The sequence below is a fragment of the Cyclobacterium salsum genome (genome assembly GCF_010119245.1).
Lineage (GTDB): Bacteria > Bacteroidota > Bacteroidia > Cytophagales > Cyclobacteriaceae > Cyclobacterium > Cyclobacterium salsum.
Genome location: NZ_WNKG01000003.1, coordinates 202,441 through 218,338, shown reverse-complemented (window position 1 = coordinate 218,338; position 15,898 = coordinate 202,441). Strand labels below are relative to the sequence as shown.

The 15,898-nt window shown below is 48.7% G+C and carries 10 protein-coding genes and 1 pseudogene; 5 read left to right on the top strand and 6 right to left on the bottom strand.

Features of this window, described 5'->3' with window-relative positions:
• Positions 1-55: 55 nt before the first annotated feature.
• Together hrpB and GJS45_RS06300 are read left to right on the top strand one after the other, a co-directional pair.
• Positions 56-2,530, top strand: a complete 2,475-nt coding sequence (hrpB, locus tag GJS45_RS06305) for an ATP-dependent helicase HrpB (protein WP_162340628.1) — start codon at positions 56-58, stop codon at positions 2,528-2,530.
• Positions 2,531-2,545: 15 nt separating this feature from the next.
• Positions 2,546-2,857: pseudogene (locus GJS45_RS06300) on the top strand (nitric oxide dioxygenase); the annotation flags it as partial.
• A gap of 42 nt (positions 2,858-2,899) precedes the next feature.
• Here GJS45_RS06300 and GJS45_RS06295 read toward each other — a convergent pair.
• The gene (locus tag GJS45_RS06295; RefSeq protein WP_162340626.1) at positions 2,900-4,228 is read right to left on the bottom strand and encodes a Gfo/Idh/MocA family protein; all 1,329 of its coding nucleotides are present in this window, start codon (positions 4,226-4,228) and stop codon (positions 2,900-2,902) included.
• A gap of 169 nt (positions 4,229-4,397) precedes the next feature.
• On the bottom strand, positions 4,398-6,512 hold the full coding sequence (locus GJS45_RS06290; protein WP_162340625.1) for a right-handed parallel beta-helix repeat-containing protein: 2,115 nt from the start codon (positions 6,510-6,512) through the stop codon (positions 4,398-4,400).
• A gap of 376 nt (positions 6,513-6,888) precedes the next feature.
• Between GJS45_RS06290 and GJS45_RS06285 the strand changes: the two genes are divergently transcribed.
• Positions 6,889-7,134 carry a hypothetical protein gene (locus tag GJS45_RS06285; protein ID WP_162340624.1) on the top strand — a complete coding sequence of 82 codons (246 nt, stop codon included), beginning with the start codon at positions 6,889-6,891 and terminating at the stop codon, positions 7,132-7,134.
• A 52-nt stretch (positions 7,135-7,186) separates the two neighbouring features.
• Here the strand turns inward: GJS45_RS06285 and GJS45_RS06280 are convergent, their stop codons facing one another.
• Together GJS45_RS06280 and GJS45_RS06275 are read right to left on the bottom strand one after the other, a co-directional pair.
• On the bottom strand, positions 7,187-8,326 hold the full coding sequence (locus GJS45_RS06280; protein ID WP_162340623.1) for a BamA/TamA family outer membrane protein: 1,140 nt from the start codon (positions 8,324-8,326) through the stop codon (positions 7,187-7,189).
• A gap of 41 nt (positions 8,327-8,367) precedes the next feature.
• A complete protein-coding gene (locus GJS45_RS06275) occupies positions 8,368-9,228 on the bottom strand; it encodes an arylamine N-acetyltransferase family protein (RefSeq protein ID WP_162340622.1) in 861 nt (286 codons plus the stop codon).
• A 236-nt stretch (positions 9,229-9,464) separates the two neighbouring features.
• On the opposite strand from GJS45_RS06275, the gene GJS45_RS06270 reads away from it, so the two are divergent.
• Together GJS45_RS06270 and GJS45_RS06265 are read left to right on the top strand one after the other, a co-directional pair.
• A complete protein-coding gene (locus GJS45_RS06270; protein WP_162340621.1) occupies positions 9,465-11,036 on the top strand; it encodes a twin-arginine translocation signal domain-containing protein in 1,572 nt (523 codons plus the stop codon).
• Positions 11,037-11,057: 21 nt separating this feature from the next.
• A complete protein-coding gene (locus tag GJS45_RS06265) occupies positions 11,058-14,090 on the top strand; it encodes a PVC-type heme-binding CxxCH protein (RefSeq protein WP_162340620.1) in 3,033 nt (1,010 codons plus the stop codon).
• Here GJS45_RS06265 and GJS45_RS06260 read toward each other — a convergent pair whose 3' ends face one another.
• Entirely contained in the window at positions 14,091-15,095 is a 1,005-nt protein-coding gene (locus tag GJS45_RS06260) for a S41 family peptidase (protein ID WP_162340619.1), read from the bottom strand. It abuts the gene before it with no gap.
• A complete protein-coding gene (locus GJS45_RS06255) occupies positions 15,089-15,877 on the bottom strand; it encodes a hypothetical protein (RefSeq protein WP_162340618.1) in 789 nt (262 codons plus the stop codon). Before GJS45_RS06255 ends, GJS45_RS06260 begins: the two co-directional genes overlap by 7 nt.
• Positions 15,878-15,898 lie beyond the last annotated feature (21 nt).

Below are 15,898 nucleotides of genomic sequence, written 5' to 3'. Positions count from 1 at the left end.
CTGAACCCCGGCTGCTTGGTTACTTTTTTAACGATACAATCATTCCCTGAATACGGTGAAGCCATTTCCCCAATTACCCATTCTGGAGGTTATTCCGCGGCTGAAGCAATTGCTCAAACAAGACCCTTTCCTGATGCTGCATGCCCCTCCCGGGGCTGGTAAAAGCACCCTTTTACCGCTAACCTTGCTAGAGGAACCCTGGTTGCGGGACCAAAAGATATTACTACTGGAACCACGCAAGTTGGCGGCAAAAAGTATTGCCCAACGCATGGCTCAATTGCTGGGCGAACCCCTCGGAGAAAGAGTAGGTTATCGGGTCCGGTTTGATACCTGCGTCGGACAAAACACCCAAATCGAAGTCATCACCGAAGGTATTCTCACGCGAATGATGCAACAGGATAATGCCCTCACGGGTGTGGGACTGGTCATCTTTGATGAATTTCACGAAAGGAGCCTACATGCCGATCTCGGGCTGGCCCTGGGAATGGAGGTCCGGGAGTTTCTCCGGCAAGACCTCCGGTTATTAATCATGTCTGCCACGCTGGACAGCCGCCTTTTAGCCGATCAATTGCATATTCCCCTGGTAGAAAGCCAGGGAAAGCAATACCCGGTTGACTTGCATTACGGAGCCGGTACCGACCTGTATTCCCTACCGGAAACCATCAGTTCGGTCATTGGAAAGGCCCTTACGGAACATGCAGGAGACGTGCTTGCTTTTCTTCCCGGGCAGGGGGAAATTAAGAAAACCGAAAAAATACTCCGGGATCGATACCCTGAGATGGCCGTTTACAGCCTCTATGGGCAAATGCCCTTTGGCAAGCAGCAGGCTGCCCTTCTGCCCCATCCGAAGGGTAAACGAAAAATGGTACTGGCAACGGCCATCGCAGAGACCAGCCTCACCATCGAAGGCATCCAGATCGTGGTGGATGGTGGTTTCATGCGTAGTTCCCAATATAATCCCAATACCGGACTGAATCGGCTTGTCACCCTTCCGGTCACCCAGGATACGGCCACCCAACGGTCCGGAAGAGCCGGTCGACTGGGACCGGGGGTATGCTACCGGCTCTGGACAAAAGCAAGCCAGGACAAGCTGCTTCCCTTTCGAGAGCCTGAAATGCTGCAGGCCGACCTGGCTTCACTGGCCCTGGAACTGCATAAATGGGGCATTTCCGATCCCGGGGAATTGAGCTGGGTTACCCCGCCGCCGCAGGGCCATTGGGAAGAGGCGGTTACCTTGCTGGAACACCTGGGAGCATTGGATGCTGGTAAAATCACGGCCCACGGCCAGGCCCTCCATGCTTTTCCCAGCCATCCCAGAATTGCCCACCTATTGGTCTACAGCAAGGATCTGAACCTGGAATCCCTGGCGACCGACCTGGCCGCAGTACTTGAAGAAAAAGATCCCTTACCCGCTGCTATGGGAGTGGACATCAACTTGCGCATAGAGGGCTTACGGAGGTTTCGGCTGGCCAAAAAGGGTCCAAAAGAATTTGTAAAGATTGAAAAAGCGGCTCAATCCTTCCGAAAGCTGCTAGGCATACAGGCAGAAAACGGACCGGTGGATCCCTACCAAACGGGAATGTTGCTGGCCCAGGCCTTTCCCGAGAGAATCGCCTCCGCCAGACCGGGAAACCAGGCGCTATTTCAGTTGGCCAATGGGCGCATGGCTTCTATGGACAGAAAGGACGATTTGGCACGTGAACCCTGGATAGCGATTGCTCATGTGAATGAAGGAGATAAATCAGGGCGGATTTTTTTAGCGGCACCACTTTCCCCGACTGACCTGCGCCCCATGGTACGGATAGTACCTAGAATTTATTGGGATGCGCAGGAAGAATCGGTGCTGGCAGTTGAAGAATGGAAAATAGGTCAGATACGCTTACAGAAAAAAAATCTGCCGACTCCCGATCCAGAGAAGGTGATGCAGGTACTGTTGGAAACGATTAGCCAACTTGGAGAAAGATTTCTTCCATTTGATAAGAAGGTTGGCCAATGGCAAAACAGGGTGCTAAACCTGCGAAACTGGAACCCGGAGGCGGGCTGGCCGGATGCCCGAACGGAGCAACTTCTTTCCAACCCCAAACCCTGGCTAGCTCCTTACCTGCAAGGAGTAAAATCAGGGGAGGACCTGAAAAAACTCCCCCTATTGGAAATTCTCCACCACAGCCTGAGTTTTGCACAACAGCAGGAATTGGACCAACTGGCACCCGAGCACCTGCAGCTCCCTAGTGGATCCCGGGTTAAAATCGATTATGCCTCTTCAGGAGAACCGCCGGTGCTGGCAGCCAGGTTGCAAGAGTTGTTTGGCTGGAGTCAAACCCCTTGTATCAATGAGGGAAAAGTGCCGGTGTTGATCCACTTGCTGTCCCCCGGCTTTAAACCCGTTCAGGTGACCCAAGACCTGGAAAATTTCTGGAATAAGACCTACCACGAAGTTAAAAAAGAACTGAAACGCCGCTACCCCAAGCACCACTGGCCGGACGATCCCTGGAATGCACAAGCGATCAGCGGGGTGCCACGGAAAAAATAAACCCATCCCCTTACCTGGGTGCATGCCTGCAGAAACAAATCGGTTCATGCTTTTAGGGAACCAGTGCAGCAACTTGCCGCCAGCCATTCCCTGATTGAGAAACATGTTTTTTACGATCAGCTTGACACGCAAGATAAAAGAGAAGGCATTCATGCAGGTCCCATGGATTTGGAAAAATTACCTTCGCTTCGGGAAGACAGCAGATTTTATATTTGCGGACCGGCTGGGTTTATAAAAGCCCAGCACGCTACCCTACTGGAAATGGGTATTCCAAAGGAATCCATCTTTTTTGAAGAGTTTGGTCCCCAGACACTCCATTTAAACTAGCGATAAAAAAAGCGGCATCATTTAGATACCGCTTTTTCTGCATTACAACCTGTATCCAGTCCTATAGGGCCGGTGCAGGTATTTTTCCGCCTCAGCATCATTAACAAACTGCTCCTTTTCGGGGTCCCAGTTCAGCGGTCTTCCCAAATCATAGGCGATATTCCCTAAGGTACAAGTCACGCAAGTGCTGTGGCCTATTTCTACCGGGGCGATGGGATCTTTTCTTCGCCGAACGGACTCGATAAAATCAACGTGATGAGCGCCTCCGCCGCCCCCCTGAAGGCTTTCACCGTCTTCCAGTACCGGATACAAGGAAGGATCGGACGCTTCATAGTGGGATCGGGAAACCTCTATCCAGCCATCCCTACCAAAAAACTTGCAACCCCTGGTTTCATTTTCATCAAAAGGCTGCTCCGTTACCGTCACCCCATTGGCATACTTGAAAGTCAGGTGTTCGGTATCCTGATATCCGGCAGGAATGATCTCCACCGGCCCCTTCCGGTCCATTCCAAGGGCCCATTGGGCGATATCAAACATGTGCGCTCCCCAGTCGGTTGTCAATCCGCCACCGGTTTCCTTGTACCAGCGCCAGCCTCCCCACACTTTCTCATTTTCAGGAGGATTTAGGGATATGGGAGGATTTAGCTCGTTATTAAAATGAATGGAAGCATCCAAGGGACCTTGCCAAAGATCCCAGTTCAAATCCTCAGGAATGGTTTCCTTAGGCAAGTCAAAGGGTTTTGGAGGCCCTCCTACGCAGGCAAAAACCTTACTGACCGGACCAATGCGTCCCTTTTGAACCATGGTGACCGCATGTTGGAAGTTGGCGTAGGAGCGCTGCATGCTGCCCGTAGCCAACACAGTATTATTGGAGCGGACAGCTTTCACGAGTTCCTGGCCTTCCTTAATCGTAAAGGTTAGCGGCTTCTCCAGGTAAATATCCTTTCCTGCTTTGCAGGCATCGATGGCTATCAGTGCATGCCAATGATCCGGAGTGGCAATGACTACCGCATCTACGTCGTTTCTGGCTAGCAGATCGTGGTAGTTTTCGTATACTTTTACGTCCACCTGCTGGTTATGCTCCTGATAGTAAGCTGCCGTGCGGTTCAAAAATCGTTGCCGTTTTGCCCCATAGACATCACAACCAGCGATCACTTCGATATCTGGCATGGAAATAAAGCTGTTTAACAAGCCATTGGCCTGCCTGCCCAGTCCGATAAATCCCAAACGAAGGGTCCCGGCAGCAGCTTTCCTGATCTGAGGTGCCTTCCCAAATCCACTTTGGGGCAATACTCCGATTCCGGCAGCTCCCAGTAGGCCCGTACCCATAAACTTCCGTCTGGAGAGTAGGTTCTTTTTTTTCTTGTTCATTTTTTTGAGTTATTGATTAAATGATTTGTGATGCAGCAATTTTGGATTCCGGAAAGAAGCATAAGATAAATAGGGCTGACAACGTAGGGACATCCGAATTCACCTTTCTTTAAAGCAGGTACAAATAACAAAAAAAAACCGAAAGTCCCAGCCAAGAGACGAACCATTATCAGTCCCTGGTTTCCTTTTTTGAAAGCTCCTCTACCAGCGCATCGAATTTTCTCTTTAACTCCGGATCAAAAGCGGCCAGCCTGACCCAATCATCCTCTCCATAGACCCCTGCCCTATTCGGGTCAAAGGGCTCAAAACCTATCCACTCCGCAGCTGAAAGATCGACGAAGGAAAAATCAAAATTCCCGGCATCCCGGAAACCGGGATTTCGGATGATACCATGCCGGTCATTTCCTTTTTGCTGCCATTCCTTCCAGTCCATGTCCCCAAATTTCGGCTCCCTTCCACGCTCATCCCAATACAAATTATGGTCGGAGATTAGGTTGATTTTGTCCCAATTACTGGAAAGCAAAGTGCCCTGCTTGTACAAAATGATATTGTTTTTAAAGGTAAAAGAGGTATGCGGTTCTACCCGGGTGGCTTGTAGCTGTGAAAGCCGGTTATAGGCAAAAATATTGTTTTGAATCCGGTTTTCCTTTCCATAATGCTGATGAAAACCAGCGTTTTTACATGCATAAACCAAATTATTTTCCATAAGGATTCCGGTAGAGCCTTCGTCCGTATACAAGCCCCATCCCCCATAGGTCATTGAATAAACATGGTGAATGTGATTGTGGCTTACTTCCGTTCCTTCCGACTTTCCGAGCGTGTAGACCCCACCCATATCACTCAAATCACCCCAACCTAAATGGTGAATGTGGTTGAATTTGATGCTGTTCCGTTTGGAAAAACTTTGGTCGTACCCCCATACCCAACCGACAGAAACACCCGAATACCTGAAATTAGCTATTTCATTATGGGTTAGTTCGTTGTCATGGGCATGAAATAGCATGGCTCCGACCGCACAGGGAAAAACCCAGCCTCCATCCCTAATAATGTTGTTTTCCACCCGGTTAAATCCAGCTAGTTTTTGCTCCAGATCCTCCGAATTGCCAGCAGCCAGGGGACCGATCTTAACCCCCCCAGCGCCCAGGTCGTGCAGGTAATTTTGTTGTAGGATACTATTAGTTACCCCATTTCTCAACCAGATGGCGCCTATTCCCGTGTGGGCAATTTCGAATTTTCGAAAGTGTACCCGATCAGCCCAGTCAACCATGACTACGGCGGGTATTGGAGCGGCTGCCTGTGCCGGCTCATTTCCGGAAATCGGGGTACGGTAGCCGGTATATAAAAAACGTAATCCCTCAAAGTGTAGGTTACGAACCTTTTCTTCCTGAGAATTACCCGAAATTACCAGTAATTGTTCCGTGACTGGAGCAAATACCTCCGCGGTTTCCATGGTCTCTCCTTCTTCGGGGATGTAATATAAGGAGCCATCGGGATCCAGAAACCACTCTCCGGGAGCATCCAGCGCTGATTTCATATTTTCCACATAATACCTCGCTGCTTCATTAATGGGATTCCAGGGCTTCATGCCCCCACCGCTGATCCAGAATTGATGGCTAGTCGGATTGTAATGTTGGATGTATTTTCGGGTATTGTCCCATTTGTGGTAAAAAACAGCAAGGGCTTTCAAGGGCTTTGTGTCGAGCTGGAGTTTGCTTGCTTCCAGGGAATCAATGGTGATTTCCTGAATGGCAAAAGCCGGAACCCGCTCTTCTTCCCCGTCAAAGAGGGTCTCCTTTACAGATTTGACTTCAAAAAACGCTCCCTTGTTAGGGGTTCTTGCCCGGGTAGCCCGCTTACCATTGACGTACAATTGCTCAAAATCCTTTCCGCTCACATCAGCCCGATAGATCCCGTTTCCAATGGACTCAAACCCGCTAACCTGCCTGGACCCAATGAAATTCACGGCTGCGCCTTCTGCGGCCCGGTAGGTAATCGAATGGGCCTCCGTGCCGCTGTCCGCCATTCCGAAGTGAACCGGGGAGGATATAAAATAGTCACCCGGGTGAAAAATCACCTGGATGTTTTGGGTAAACTTCCCTTCCGCTTTCAGCTTACGGATAAACTGCTTTGCACCCTCCATGGATTTCAGGGGTTGGCCCTGGCTGCCCGGTCCGGAATCCGTTCCCTGAGGGGAAACGTGGATTTCCTGCGCAAAAATGGTCACCGATAGCGTTAGCAGGAAAATAAAAAATAAAGGACAGGAAAATCGATTCAAAACAAACATAAAATTGGAATTAGTAAAATAATTAAATAATCCTATTGATTAAAAGTAAACAGAAAACACCTGCAGCCCAAGTGAATTCCTGATAAAATCAAGCAGAATAGGCATAAATAGGCACTAAATACCTTCTTTTATAGGATTTAGCGGAGACCCACTACGGTACAATCACCAGGACAAACACGAAATACAAAAATAATACAACAAAATACTATTTTATATTTACAAAAATTTAATCATAAAAACAAGTATTTTTTATTAATAATTGTAATTAAATTTTATTAATTTTGAAATGTTAATCAATAATTCGGAACCTAAAAATCTAAAAAGAACCTGATAACCGGCGTTCTTTAGAGAAAAGCTTTTTTAATGATCGGAAACTATGGAAACGTACATTTTAATATCTGTGGCAGTAGGAATCAGCTTGGGACTTTTATTCATCATCAAGGCGGTTAGATCGGCGGAAGATGATCCTGAAACGTTTGAAGAATTTAAACATGAGGCGAAATATCAAAAACCGGCTAACTGGAAAGTGGGAAAATTACCGGAGAAGGATGAAAAAAAAAACGCTCCGAGAATTCATCTGATCGACTTCAAGCCTGATTACAGTCTACTAAGTCAAAATTAATAAAAACGCCTGCGCCAGCAATAATCGCTGGCCTGGTAAATTTGAAGGGGCCTCAGAAAGACTCCCCGATAAAAAGGTAAAAACCGTTCCCTTCTTCGGTAAATGCAAAATCGAGACGTGTATAGATATCTTTTTTAGGAAAAAGGAGAAACCGCAATCCGGCACCAGCAGACCAAACGGTATTATCCCATTTTAGGGCTTTCACCTTGGGAAAAACCTGACTTGCCCCTGCAAAAACAGCCGCTCCGATTCGCTTGCTAAACCCCAGGGGAAGGGGCAAGAAACGCATTTCTACTTGTCCGGCCAATTGATTGCGATCCCGGTACCTACCCGTATAATAGCCTCTCATCAGACTTTCCCCGCCCATCAGTGACAATTGGTTGAAAGGAACTTCTCCTGTTTGAAACTGCCCAAATACCTGGGCCGCAAATACGTTGCTTTTTCCGACAGGACGGTAAAAACGAGTGTCTGACAAAAAGCTGGTAAAATTAAATTCGCTTTTCCAAAAGGGGTTGTACCGCATTACGGCCAATTCGGAAAAAAAACCGTCTCGTACATTCAGCACATTGTGCCGGTCATCGTAGACCAGTCCCAGTCCTAATCCCAGATTGGAACTTCCCCGGTATCCAGCGGGTAGCGCAATTGATTCCATTGATTCGGAGGGCACAAAGCGAACCTGACTTAACCGCTGCCAATCCATTTCAATACCAAAAAACAAATTTTTCCGAACCTTTTTTAAGACCCGTTCTTTGATCCAAATCTGATTGGCATCTACCCGGGCCAAGAAATCCGGAGGACTTTCGCTTCCTATACCATAATACAATAAGGGGAAACTTTGCAGCCGTATACGTCCCAAAAAAAACCATTTATCGCCAGGAGAATAATTGGCATGATCAATCCACAAACCGTATTGATTTTCAAGGGTAAAAAAGGTAAACCCGTTGATTTCACTTAATCGATGGGTGGTATCTCTATTGGCATAATAGACGTACAAAGCACTGAAACCAATCTCCCAGCTTGTCTCGGGCGCATAGGCCAGCGTGGGATACATTAGAAACTGTGGCCGGGAAATATCACTGGTATCATTCAAAATCGAATTCAGATACCGCTTGACAAAACCCTGTGCATCCGCTTCTGCCACTAAAAGAAAGCTTCCCAAAAGGAAAGCGGCAAACCAGCATTTATTAACCATGATCGTGCGCGTTCATAAAAATACCAAACTGGTAAAATAACCTAATCTTCCGAGACCAATTGTTTTAGCTTTTCCATCATGTTTTCGTGTGATGGTAACTGAATCAAAAATAGTTCTTCCAGTAGTTCTTTTAACTCTCTCGGACTGGTTAAGGTTCGTTTCTGGCTTTCTTCATTTTTTCGGTGGATGGTAAAGCGGTTATTATGCAGGGCGTACCTGCCCCAGGGCATGCAGCGAGCTGCCATCAGTTCCTGCACAAATAAGGATTGGGGGTGGGTGCACAAGTACCAGCTCACTACCTCGTAATCCGGCAGTAGTTGAGATTCCATCCCAAATCGATACAACAGTCGCCACTGTTCTTTCACCCAAATCTCCAGGTAATGGAAATCACCCTTTTTTTGCAGGCGGTAGCGTTCCAGCGGTGTTTCCTGCTCCTCCATCTGATCCAGGGATAAAGGAGCCGTGAACGAAGCACCGCCAAAGCCGACATCCGCTATGTACTTCCTTCCATCCACCTGCACCAATAATAACATGTGGTCCCTGGGCTTAATTTGTCCATCCGGAACCTCCCAAAATACGCGCGCAGAAAGCCCTTTTACCAGAAACCCCATGGAATGCAGCACCTGCCCAAACAACAGGTTTTGTTCAAAACAATATCCTCCCCTCCCTTCCAAAACTAACTTTTGCAGCAAACCCGGCAATTCCAAGGTAAGGGGAATCCCTAAAAAGGGATTGATGTTTTCAAAGGGAATGGCCTGAGGATGCAAGTAATGCAATTCCTTCAGCGCATCAAGCGTTGGCTCTCCATCTCCCCTATACCCGACCCGGCTGAAATAGGCCTGCAAGGAACGCTCGTCCAGTCGGTCATTAAAAAGTCGTAAATCATTTAGGTTTTCGCACATCCTTCACTGATTTTTCAAATAAAAATACGCTTTCCAAGCCAATTCAAATAATTTCATTCGATAAAATTAGCTCCAAGCGGAGGGTAGAAAGCGCACTGGAGGTAAAATTAAAATCGAGAAAATGGGATTACCAATCATTTCCTGTATCTTAAAAACAAAAATACACATGAAAAGCGTGTGCAACCGCCCGGATTCAAAAAAAGAAAAATGTTGCAAACCCAAAGCCTTTAAAACACATGGAAAAGAAACCTGACCCCTCCCGGAGGAAATTTCTAGTTGCTACAACACTGGCTGCCGCCTCAATGGGATTTAGCCCACCGCTCTGGGCCGCAAGCCAATCCCAATCAGTAGAAACGGATGATGGCCCCGTAAAAGCCGCCTTTGCCGAAGGAGACATATCTCCGGAAATTGGCATGGAGCAGCCGGGCAACTATGGCAAGCAGTACCATCAGTCCTTTCACGATCCCTGCAAGGTTCGCATTGCCGCCTTTCAGTCCGGCTCCGGTAAGGCACTGATTATCTCCATGGATGCCCTGGCCGTGTACCAACCCTGGGTGGATGAAATCAAACACCATATACAGGAAAAAGCAAATATTAAGGGCGATGACATCTTGATCGCTGCTTCGCACTCGCATTCCTCCGGCCCCACGGCCATGGTCCAACCGGGACAATACGATCAGGCCCCTGCCTTTATTCAGGAGTTGGCCTATGACAAATCCTCCTGTGCCGACCCGGCTTACTTGGAAGTAGTAAAGGAAGTGACCCTTAGCACTGCCCTTCATGCCCTGGATAGGCTTACGGAAGTCAAAATAGGAATTGGAAGTGGCGTAGCAGAAAAAGTAGCCTTTAATAGGAGGTTTTTGATGAAAAATGGCAGAACTTACACCCATCCCGGGCAATTGAACCCTGACATTTTGCGGGTAGCTGGCCCCATAGACCCGGAAGTCGGAGTGATCGGGACCTGGGATTCGGAGGGTAAACTAATCGGCTGTCTCGTAAATTATGCCTGCCATACCACTACCAACCCCGGTGGAATTTCGGCTAACTGGGTGTATTATATGGAGCAAACGATTCGGGGTGCCTTTGGGCAGGATTGTGTCGTTGTGTTTTTGCAAGGGGCCAGTGGTGATGTAACGCAGGTAAATAACCGAAACCCGGACATTCATCCCTCCGGCGAAGATTGGGCCCGACTGGTGGGAGCCAGCGTAGGAGCAGAAGCCGTTAAAACCCTCCTGCAAATTCCCAAATCGGACCGTCTAAAAATTCGCTCCCATGCCACTATCTTGCCCCTAAAAAGAAGAATGCCCGCCGACGTGGAGGTCCGGGAAGCCATGAAAATGGTAAAAAAAACTCCGGAACAGGTTGGCAGGACCGCATGGATTTTTGCCAAGGAAACCGTCTTGCTGGACAGTTGGGGAACACAAAACCCCGTTCATAAACTCCCCTTGCAAGCCATTCAAATCGGGCCTGCGGTACTGACAGCCAATCCGGCAGAGTTCTTCTGCGAGTTGGGTCTCGAACTAAAGTCAAAAAGTGCCTTTCCGTTTACCTTTCCGGTAACCATGGCAAACGATTGCGTGGGATACGTACCAACCGCTAGCGCCTTCGAACCGGATGGTGGTGGATATGAAACCCGCCTGACTTCGTATAGCAATCTGGAGGTGAATGCCGGAACCAAAATCGTCGCTTCCAGCCTGGAACTCATCCGCCAATTGGATCCCGATCCGGTTCCCCAGCATCCCAAAGCGCCGCATTTTAGCGGCAAGCCCTGGAATTATGGCAATGTGCCCCCGGAACCAGGTCGGTAATTATAACACTACCCTTTACTGATGTCGATGATCTTACGCTGCATTAACTCCCTTCTTTTTGGTATCCTTATACCCATGCTCTTTTTTTCCTGCCAGAAGCGCAGCAATGAAAAAGAACTTCAGCCTGTTTTTGAACGGCAGGAAAACCCCGTTAATTCCTTTCTGTACACGTATCCCGATTCTGCCGAACTCAAAGCCGCCCTGGCGGCTTTCCAACTGGAACCTGGCTTACAAATTGACTTGGTTGCGGCAGAACCCCTGGTTTCCGACCCGGCTGCATTTGCTTTTGACGAGAAGGGGGTGATGTATGTGGCCGAGAATACCGGTTACCCGGATCCGATGGATGGATCCCCAGCCGAAAACCTGGGCAAAATAGCCCGGCTGGAAGACCGGGACGGGGATGGTAAATACGATTACCGGACGGTATTTGCAGATGATCTTGGCTATCCCAACGGCATCCTGCCCTGGAAAGGCGGGGTGTTTGTCACCTGCGCCCCCCACCTGTATTACCTGAAAGATACCAATGGAAATGGCAAAGCGGATGTTCGTGAAATCGTCCTGACGGGATTTGATACCAGCCGAACGGCGCAAATCCGCGTCAGCCACCCTATTTTGGGATTGGATGGGTGGATTTACCTTACCTCAGGCCTAACGGGAGGAGAGGTTTACGCGCCCTCCCGACCCGATACCGAACCACTGATCTTCACCTCCTCGGACAGCCGCTTTCATCCCGAAACCTTGGACGTTGAACTTACCGGTGGAAAGAGCCAGTTTGGGTTGGCTTTTGATGCCTTTGGCCGAAGATTTGGCACGAGCAACCGCCATCCCCTACAGCACATCGTACTGGAAACCAAACAACTGGATCAGAACCCCCATCTTTTACGTACGACCACGATACAGAACGTTTCTCCGGTAGAATCGGAAGCCCTGGTTTTCCCCATTAGTTCCTCCGTGACCACGGCAGCCTATATTCCCAAGCTAATGGGCCGTTCACATGACGGCACCTTTACCTCCGCCTGCGGCACCTTGATTTATCAAAGCATGGGCCTTTCAAAAATGCATCAAGGGAATGCTTTTATCTGTGAACCGGCTCAAAACCTGATTCAACGACAAAAGCTAGAAAAAGAAGGAGCCAGTTTCTCTTCTTCCAGGGTTCATGATGGCTGGGAATTTCTATCCTCCACGGACACCTGGTTTAATCCCGTTTTTCTTGCGCATGGGCCGGGCGGTGCGCTGTATCTGGCCGATATGTACCGGAAAATCATCGATCATCCCTCCTATGTGCCGGAGGAGGCCAGGGAGAAATTGGATTTTTCCAGCGGCAAAAACAAAGGAAGGATTTACCGGGTTAGCAACCAATCTTTCCACTACCAGGAACTCGATTTCGTTTTTCCCAAAAAGGATCCGGTAAGTCTGCCTGAAACCCTACAAGCCTTAACCGCCACGGATGCCTGGTCCAGGGAAACGGCATTCAGGTTATTACTGGAATCCAAACCAAAAGAAATCAGCTCTGAGTTAAAATCGCTTGCTACGGGTGCTTCCCTGCCCGAAACCCGCGTCAGGGCGCTCTGGCTATTGCAACATTTGACGGTTTTGGAGGAAGGTGCGCTGATAGCCGCGTTGAAAGACCCAGATCCGGGTGTCAGGGAGCAGGCCCTCCAAATAGCCCAACTACACCAGTTATCGGCATCACCCCTACAAAATCAACTGTTTCTGATGGCTGAAGATTCGGACCCAAGAGTCCGCTTTGTGGCCGCCCTGGTAATAGGTGGCCAACCCGGCAGCTCCAAATTACTCCCGCTGGCCCAGATAGCCGTCCGGGATGCTGCGGACCCCTGGTTACGAACCGCGGTGCTTTCAGGCCTGAAGGATCATTCGATGGAATTCTTACCGATCCTGGACAGCCTGGCAGCAAAATCCCCCAGCAACGGTTTAAACACCCTTTTTGGTGATCTTGGAGAGCTGCTGGGCGGTTCCCTTACCTTTACCGATTCCAAAAAGCTGGTTTCCGAGTATTTGGAAAGAAAAAACACCGCAAATGGTGTATTTTTCCTGGCAGGGATGTTTAAAGGGCTGGATAAAAACCCAACATCTCCGGAGGCATATTTAAATTCACTGCCATTACCTGAAAAGGTGCAGGAAGAATGGATAGCTGAACTATCCGAAACGGTAACCTTGGAAACGCTTCCTCTCGATCAGCGTGTTCAGGCGACGACTTTACTGGGGTATTTTCCGAATGGACCATCTGAAACGATCCTGGCTGGCCTGCTCGTACCCCATGAGCCAGTTGAAATTCAACTGGCTGCCGTGAGGGCTCTTTCGAGACTAAATCCCTCTCAGGCAGGTAAGGTACTTACTCAAGCTGAAAGATGGAAAAGTTATACGCCTCAGGTAAAGGGGGCTGTTTTGAATAGGTTACTTCAGGACCCGTTGTTACTAGAGGAGCTCATTAGAGCATTGGAGGCAGGGCAAATAGCCCCCACAGCCATCCCTTCTACCACCCGGCAAAACCTGATGAAATCTAAAATTGAACGGGTAAGAATAGCAGCAAGTAAGCTATTTGACTCCATGGAAGAAGGCGGCAGGATGCAGGTCTATGAACAATATAGCGGGGTATTGGAAATGGAAGGAAACGGCCTGAAGGGTAAACTGGTATTTATGACCCATTGCTCCGTTTGCCACAGCCATTCGGGTGAAGGTGGGCAGGTAGGTCCCGATTTAACAGGTATCAACAACCAACCCGCTTCTGCCCTCTTATTGCATACACTGGTACCCAATTATGAAATTCTACCCGACTACCAAACCGTGCAGGTGGAAACGGTTGATGGCAAACAGCTTACCGGAAGAATCATGGCCGAATCCGCTCATTCTTTGAGCCTAAAAACAACTTTTGGAACCGACGAAACCCTGCCCCGCGACCGGATTGCTAACATAGAAACAACCGGGACATCCCTGATGCCAGATGGACTGGAACAAAATATGAGTAGACAGGATCTCGCTGATTTAATCGCCTTTCTCAAGCAAAAAAACAGGCCCGAAGCCGCTAGCCCCTAATCATCGCCGAAGCAGCGAAATGGCCGCTTCTATCAGGTTATCTTCTCCCCTTTGCATGGCTGCCGGGTCCAGGTCAAGTCTCAAATCCACCAGAACCCCATCTTCCAGTTGGCGGTTTTCCAGGTCCACGGTTTGGGTTGCTGAAAACCGGTAGGTCCAGCCGTTTGGCAATTCTCCAAAAACCGGGGTTCCTCCTCCCCCGCCGGTTTGATCACCCAAGAGGAGCGCATTGGGAAGTGTCTTCATCATCTGAGCAAAAAAACTGGTGGCACTGTAGGACCTTCGATTGGTCAGGACGACTACCAAACCTGTAAAGGTTCCTTCCTCCCAGGGATTTAGGACCATCGGTTCCCAGGGGCCGAACTCCTCCGGTCCCGGTCCCGATTTAATTCGTTGCCGGGCATATTCCATTTCTTCCTCTGCAAAGGCGGATGCCAATAGTTCTGCATTGCTCAGATTACCGCCTCCATTATTTCTAACATCGATGATGACACCCCGGCTTCTTTTGGCTCTTTCTACTACTACCTGAAGGTTGGATTCGGAAATCCGCTGAGCAAAAGAACGGTAATTAACATACAGCACTTCATCCAACACCTGGTGAAGCAAGGGGCCGCTGATCCAATAGTCCGTACCTAAATATTCCTGTTCGATCAGGTTTTCATCGTAATTGACTGGAAACTCCTGATACCAGTCCCAGTTTCGGCTTCGGTTAAAACCGGTACTTAAATTCACATGTCCATCCCGGAGCTCGAATAACATATCAGCCAATAGCTCATACAATTCCAATTGGCCCATGTCATCCGATACCCTGGCCCGGTAGGTTTCCCTTACCTGTTCCCAATCAATTGCCTTGTGGGAAAAGAAAGAATACCTATCATTGACATCTTCCCATAAACGATCAAATACCTCAATAGGATCCGGGGAAGGGTCTGTGGGAAGCACCCATTGTTCACATGAAAGCAGAAAAAAGACCAAAATCCAGAAATAGCGTGCTTGCTTTACCATAAACGTATCGTTACCATTACCAAAACTGCTTGTCCCAGCCGTTGCACCGGCTGACCTCCTCCCAGGGAAGAAATTTCAGGCCGGTACCTTATGGCCAGGCTATTGCCGGTGGGCAAGGTCCATATCAGGCTGGATTCCAGGCCCATACTCCATTCTTTTCCGGCAAAAAAAGGATCTACCGCCCGAAGTAAATTTCCAAACCCGGTCTTCTCTTCAGATAGGCCTTCAGGGTCAGCCCCTATATAGCCCGATTTAATTTGAAACCCTACTACCTGCCAATGCGCCAAGGTTTGCCACTTGAAGGATTGACCTTTCCACTCAAAAGGATATGTATAGCGCAGTGCAGGGCCAATAGCCGTAAAATAATCGTACCGCAGGCTATAATTTGTAAAGCCATTGTGCCTTCGGATGTTAAAAACATTTTGATTGGACCATCCCCAATGAAGGCCTCTTTCCGCAGGAGACTCTTTATGATAAAAGGTGTAATTCAATAAACCCGCAGATAATGCATTCAAAGAATTCCCAAAGCGGTTGGTCAAGGGGCCATAACCAAATTCGAATTGGAAAGTCTCTGTTTTATGGGGAGATTCAATCCCAAAGGCAGCCAGGCTAAAACTTCGGTTACCACTGTAGATCATCGGCGAAAACCCCCGGTCCCTGCCCGACTGGAGCTGCAAACCAGTGGCCAGCCAGAGGTTTCCTTTCGTTTGAGAATAGGCAGCTGTAGCCGCCCCAAAGGCCAGTAAAAATGAGAGAATGAAATAAGGGGAGAAAAATCGCATTATCTTATATTCTTTTGTTTG